Origin of the sequence: Azospirillum isscasi, from assembly GCF_030849505.1 — a bacterium.
GTDB lineage: Bacteria > Pseudomonadota > Alphaproteobacteria > Azospirillales > Azospirillaceae > Azospirillum > Azospirillum isscasi.
Genome location: NZ_JAUJFI010000251.1, coordinates 1 through 5,241, shown reverse-complemented (window position 1 = coordinate 5,241; position 5,241 = coordinate 1). Strand labels below are relative to the sequence as shown.

Sequence of the window (5,241 nt, the reverse complement as noted above, 5' to 3'; positions counted from 1 at the left end):
CCGGTCCTCCGGACCCCGCCGGCCAGCCGGCCCGGGGGTGTTGCCGCCGCCGGGGGCCAGCGCGGCCAGGGCGGCGGCCAGCCGGACGATGGGGGCCTCCCAGGCGCCCGGCTCGTCCTGATAGAACAGGCGCATGGTCGGGTACCATGGGCTGTCCTCGCGATGGCCGAGCCAGCGCCAGCAGGCATCGAAACGCGACAGCACCCAGACCGGCTTGCCCAGCCCGCCCGCCAGATGGCAGACCGACGTGTCCACCGTGATCACGAGGTCGAGTTCCTGGATGAAGGCCGCCGTGTCGGCGAAATCGCGGATGTGGCCGGTCCAGTCGGTGACCTCCAGCCCCGGCGGCGGTGCCTTGGCCTGGGCGCCGGCCTCGCCGATCTGCAGGCTGTAGAAGGCGGCGCCGGTCGCCGCGGCGAGCGGGGCGAGGGCGGCCAGCGTCAGGCTGCGCCGCCGGTCGATGGAATTGGCCTTCAGGTCCTCCTTGCGCGGCTCGCCCGCCCAGACGAGGCCGACCTTCAGCCGCCGCTCCCCCGCCAGCCGCTCCCGCCACGCCGGGCGGTCGGCCTCGTCGGGGCGGAGGTAGGGCATGGCGGCGGGAATGCTGTCCAGCCGGGTCCCGACGAGCCGGGGAAGGCTGAGCAGCGGGGCGCACAGGTCGCAGGCCGGCGGCTCCTCGTCCGTCCCGTACACCGCCGAGACGCCGGGGGTGTTGGCGAGCAGGCGCTTCAGCAGCGGCTGGACATGAAGGACGACGCGCCCACCGCGCTCGGCCAGCAGGGTGGCGTAGCGGACGAAATGCAGCGTGTCGCCGTGCCCCTGCTCGGCGGTCAGCAGGATGCTCCGCCCGTTCAGCGGGCTGCCGTCCCAGGCCGGGGCATGGCGCGGGAAGGCGTTGCCCCACATCGACCAGCGCGCCTCGTACAACGCCCAGCCATGGCGGAAGTCACCCAATTGCAACAGCGTCAGCGACAGGTTGAAGCGGCTCACGGTGCTGTCCGGGTCCACCCGCAGGGCGCGCTTGTTCCACCGCAGGCTGGCCGCCCCGGCACCCTGCGAATGCAGGAGGAGCGCGGCGTTGACCAGGATGCCGGGGCTTCCGGGGCTGAGGACGAGGGCGCGCCGGATGGCGGCGCCGCCGCGCCCGAAATCGCCCATCATCATCCAGGTCAGGGAGTCCTGCGCGTCCGCTTCCGACGCCATGGGATCGACGGCGCGGCAGCGCCGGGTGGCGCGCAGCGCCCCTTCGGTGTCGCCGTCATGCATCAGGCCGAAGGCCAGATGGCACAGGGCTTCGGTCCGGCCCGGGGCCAGCGCCACGGCCCGGCGCAGCGCCGCGACGGCGCGGCGCGGCTCCTTGATATCGCACAGGGCGATGCCGTGGGCGGCCTGGATGCCGGCATCGCCGGGGTCGGACAGCGCCGCCCGGCGCAACAGCCGGGCCGCCGTGTCCGGCTGGTTCAGGGGTTGGAACAGCGCCGCCAGATTGCGCCATCCCGTGGCGAAGGCGGGGTCGGCGACCAGGGCACGGGCGGCCAGGTGCCGCGCCCCGTTCCCCGTACCCTGGTCCTTCATCATCATCCCGAAGGCGGCCAGCGCCTTGGGGTAGTCCGGACGCAGCCGCAGCGCCCGGGTGAAGGCGACCGACGCCTGCCCCTTCCGCCCGGTCAGGCGCAGCGCTTCGGCCAGATTGTGCATGGCCTGGGCCCGGTCCGGCGCCAGAACCATGACGCGGGCGAAGCAGCGCGCGGCGAGGCGGTTGCGTCCGTCCGCAAGCGCGAGGCCGCCCAGCCGGAGCCACGCCTCCTCATGGAGCCCGTTGGCGGACAGGATGCTGCGCAGCAGCGCCTCCGCGGTGCCGGGATGGCCGGAACGTTCGAACCGGATCGCGTCGGCGATGGGGTTGGCGATCGCGCCGGCGGGGAGGGAAACCGGACGTGCGGAGGGCAGGATGGGCTGCATGGCGTCGCTGGGTCAGGGTCGTCGGGAAGGCGGCGGCGGGGTCATCTCGTCCTATCGCGGTCAATCGGCGATCAGCCGTCCCCCAGCTTGTTCCTGCGTGCCCGGCGCGGACCTGGAATGACGAAGGACGCCGGGACCGGGTCCGTTTGGTCCGTCCGGATCAGTTACCACGAAATAGGTTGGGGTTGCATCCATTGGTACATCGGACGTCTCCGCGAAGCCCCACCGTCTTCGTCCCGCCGCTTGACCGCCGTCAAGGATTGCCAGACCAATTCGGTCAACTTTTCTCCGGCATGGCACACGGCCAGCGCTGCTTAGGCCCCTCCGTTTCACGAAGGCCTGACCCAGGAGAAACGAACGCATGACGGAACGCTTCACCAAAGCGGCCGCCCGAAACATCTTTTACGGCGGATCGCTCTTCTTCTTCGCCGCCTTCGTCTCGCTGACGGCGGCAAGCCACATCTACGTCGTCAACACCGGCACCGACAGCAAGGGGCTGACCGACAGCGTCGCCCGCGGCAAGCATGTGTGGGAGAAGAACTCCTGCATCAACTGCCACACGCTGCTGGGCGAGGGCGCCTATTTCGCGCCGGAACTGGGCAACGTCTGGATCCGCTACGGCGGCGACAAGGACCCGGAGGGCGCCCGCGCCGCCCTGGCCGGCTGGATGGCAGCGCAGCCCAGCGGCATCGAGGGCCGCCGCCAGATGCCGCAGTTCCATTTGACGGAGCAGGAGGTCAACGACCTCGCCGACTTCCTGGCCTGGACCAGCCGCATCAACACCCAGAACTGGCCGCCCAAGATTTCCGGCTGACGAAGGACGAAAGGCCATGAAATACGAATCCCAAAAGGTCGCGCTGCCTTACTTCTATGGCGCGCTGGCCCTGTTCGGCGTGCAGCTTCTGGTCGGCCTGCTGGCCGGCACGGTCTATGTGCTGCCCAACGTCCTGTCGGAACTGCTTCCCTTCAACATTCTGCGCATGATCCACACGAACGCGCTGATCGTGTGGCTTCTGATGGGCTTCTTCGGTGCGGCCTACTACCTGATCCCGGAAGAGGCTGAGCGCGAGCTGCACAGCCCGAAGCTGGCCTACATCCAGTTCGGCCTGTTCATGTTCGGCGCGCTGGCCGCCGTCGTCGGCTACGTCTTCCGCATCCACGAGGGGCGCGAGTTCCTGGAACAGCCGACCTGGATCAAGGTCGCCATCGTCGTCGTGGCGCTGATGTTCCTCTACAACATCTCCATGACGGTGCTGAAGGGCCGGCGCACGGTCATCACCAACATCCTGGTGATGGGGCTGTGGGGCATCGCGCTGTTCTTCCTGTTCTCCTTCTACAACCCGACGAACCTCGCGCTGGACAAGATGTACTGGTGGTACGTCGTCCATCTCTGGGTCGAGGGCGTGTGGGAGCTGGTGATGGCCTCCATCCTCGCCTTCCTCATGATCAAGATGACCGGCGTGGACCGCGAGATCGTCGAGAAGTGGCTGTACGCCATCGTCGGCCTCGCCCTGTTCTCCGGCCTGCTGGGCACCGGCCACCACTACTACTGGATCGGCACGCCGGGCTACTGGCAGTGGATCGGCTCGCTGTTCTCGACGCTGGAGGTCGCTCCCTTCTTCTTCATGGTCGTCTTCGCGGTGAAGATGGTGCTGAAGGGCGGGCGCGATCACCCGAACAAGGCGGCGCTTCTGTGGTCGGTCGGCTGCGCGGTGACGGCCTTCTTCGGGGCGGGCGTCTGGGGCTTCCTGCACACGCTGTCCTGGGTCAACTACTACACCCACGGCACGCAGGTGACGGCGGCGCACGGGCATCTGGCCTTCTTCGGCGCCTATGTGATGATCAACCTCGCCATCTTCAGCTACGCCATGCCGCATCTGCGCGGCGTCGCGCCCTACCACCAGACCCTCAACAAGGCCAGTTTCTGGCTGATGACCGGCGGCATGGCGGTGATGACCTTCGCCCTGACCTTCGCCGGGGTCGTGCAGGTCCACCTGCAGCGCGTGATGGGCATGGACTACATGACCGTCCAGGCCGAGGTCGCCCCCTTCTACTGGGTGCGTCTGGCCGCCGGCGCCGCGGTGTTCATCGGCGCCGTCCTCTACCTCTATGCCCTGCTGGGGCCGGTCCCCGCGGGCCGCAAGACCGCCGGGATGGGCGCCGCCGTCCAGCCCGCCGAGTGACGCGGCGGTCCCCTCCTCCGCACGCCGGGGGAGGGGGCCTTCCTTTTCCGTCTACCGTTTCAGCCTGCCGTTTTTCGAGGAGACCTCCATGACCCGCAGCGCCCTGAAGGCCGTCGCGGACGACCTCGACGTCCCCTACTACAAGGCCGTCGGCGACGAGTGCGAGCTGTTCGAGCACGCCTTCCGCCACCGCCTGCCCCTGCTGCTGAAAGGCCCGACGGGCTGCGGCAAGACGCGCTTCGTGTCGCACATGGCGGCAAGGCTGGGCCGTCCCCTCTACACCGTCTCCTGCCACGACGACCTGACCGCCGCCGATCTGACCGGGCGTTATCTGCTGAAGGGCGGCGACACGGTGTGGGCGGACGGCCCGCTGACCCGCGCCGTGCGCGAGGGGGCCGTCTGCTACCTCGACGAGGTGGTGGAGGCGCGCAAGGACGTGACCGTCGTGCTGCACCCGCTGACCGACGACCGCCGCCTGCTGCCGCTCGACCGCACCGGCGAACTGCTGGAGGCGCCGGACGGCTTCATGCTGGTGGTGTCCTACAACCCCGGCTACCAGAACGTCCTGAAGGCCCTGAAGCCCAGCACCCGCCAGCGCTTCCTGGCCATCGAATTCGATTTCCCGGCGCCGGAGGACGAGGCCGCCATCGTCGCCCGCGAAAGCGGCCTGCCGGAAGGGCGCGTCGTCCCGCTGGTCCGGCTGGCCGGCGCGCTGCGCGCGCTGAAGGGCCAGGATCTGGAGGAAGGGGTCTCCACCCGCCTGCTGGTCTATTGCGCCACGCTGATCGGTTCCGGCGTCAAGCCCGAACGGGCCATCCGCACCGCGCTGATCGAACCGCTGACCGACGACGCCGACGTGCGGCAGGCGCTGCTGCGCGTCGCCGACATCGCCCTGGGATAAGGGAAACAGGCCATGCTGTCGCTGTTCGAGCCCGAGGAGTTCATCGGCCGCCACTGGCACCGTCTGGTCGGTGGCCGGTCGAGCCTGCCGCGCCACCCGGACGCCGCCGTGACGCTGGAGTCGATCCGGCCCCGGCTGGGCGTGTTCTTCCGCGGGCTGGGCGGCGACCGGGGCGTCCGGCTGGCCGCCGCAGCG

General features: G+C 69.6%; 4 protein-coding genes and 1 pseudogene. 4 read left to right on the top strand and 1 reads right to left on the bottom strand.

All coding sequences use genetic code 11. From position 1 onward, the window contains the following. Window positions 1–1,962 (bottom strand): annotated as a pseudogene (locus QSG27_RS27505) (tetratricopeptide repeat protein); the annotation flags it as partial. A 361-nt stretch (window positions 1,963–2,323) separates the two neighbouring features. Here QSG27_RS27505 and QSG27_RS27500 point away from each other — a divergent pair. From QSG27_RS27500 to QSG27_RS27485, 4 genes are all read left to right on the top strand, one after another. Then, entirely contained in the window at window positions 2,324–2,776 is a 453-nt protein-coding gene (locus QSG27_RS27500; RefSeq protein WP_306711846.1) for a c-type cytochrome, read from the top strand. A gap of 16 nt (window positions 2,777–2,792) precedes the next feature. Beyond that, a complete protein-coding gene (locus QSG27_RS27495; protein WP_306711844.1) occupies window positions 2,793–4,145 on the top strand; it encodes a cbb3-type cytochrome c oxidase subunit I in 1,353 nt (450 codons plus the stop codon). An 88-nt stretch (window positions 4,146–4,233) separates the two neighbouring features. Continuing rightward, a complete protein-coding gene (locus QSG27_RS27490; protein ID WP_306711843.1) occupies window positions 4,234–5,046 on the top strand; it encodes a CbbQ/NirQ/NorQ/GpvN family protein in 813 nt (270 codons plus the stop codon). Window positions 5,047–5,058: 12 nt separating this feature from the next. After that, window positions 5,059–5,241 (top strand): hypothetical protein (locus tag QSG27_RS27485; RefSeq protein ID WP_306711841.1); only part of this gene is annotated, 183 nt, incomplete at its 3' end.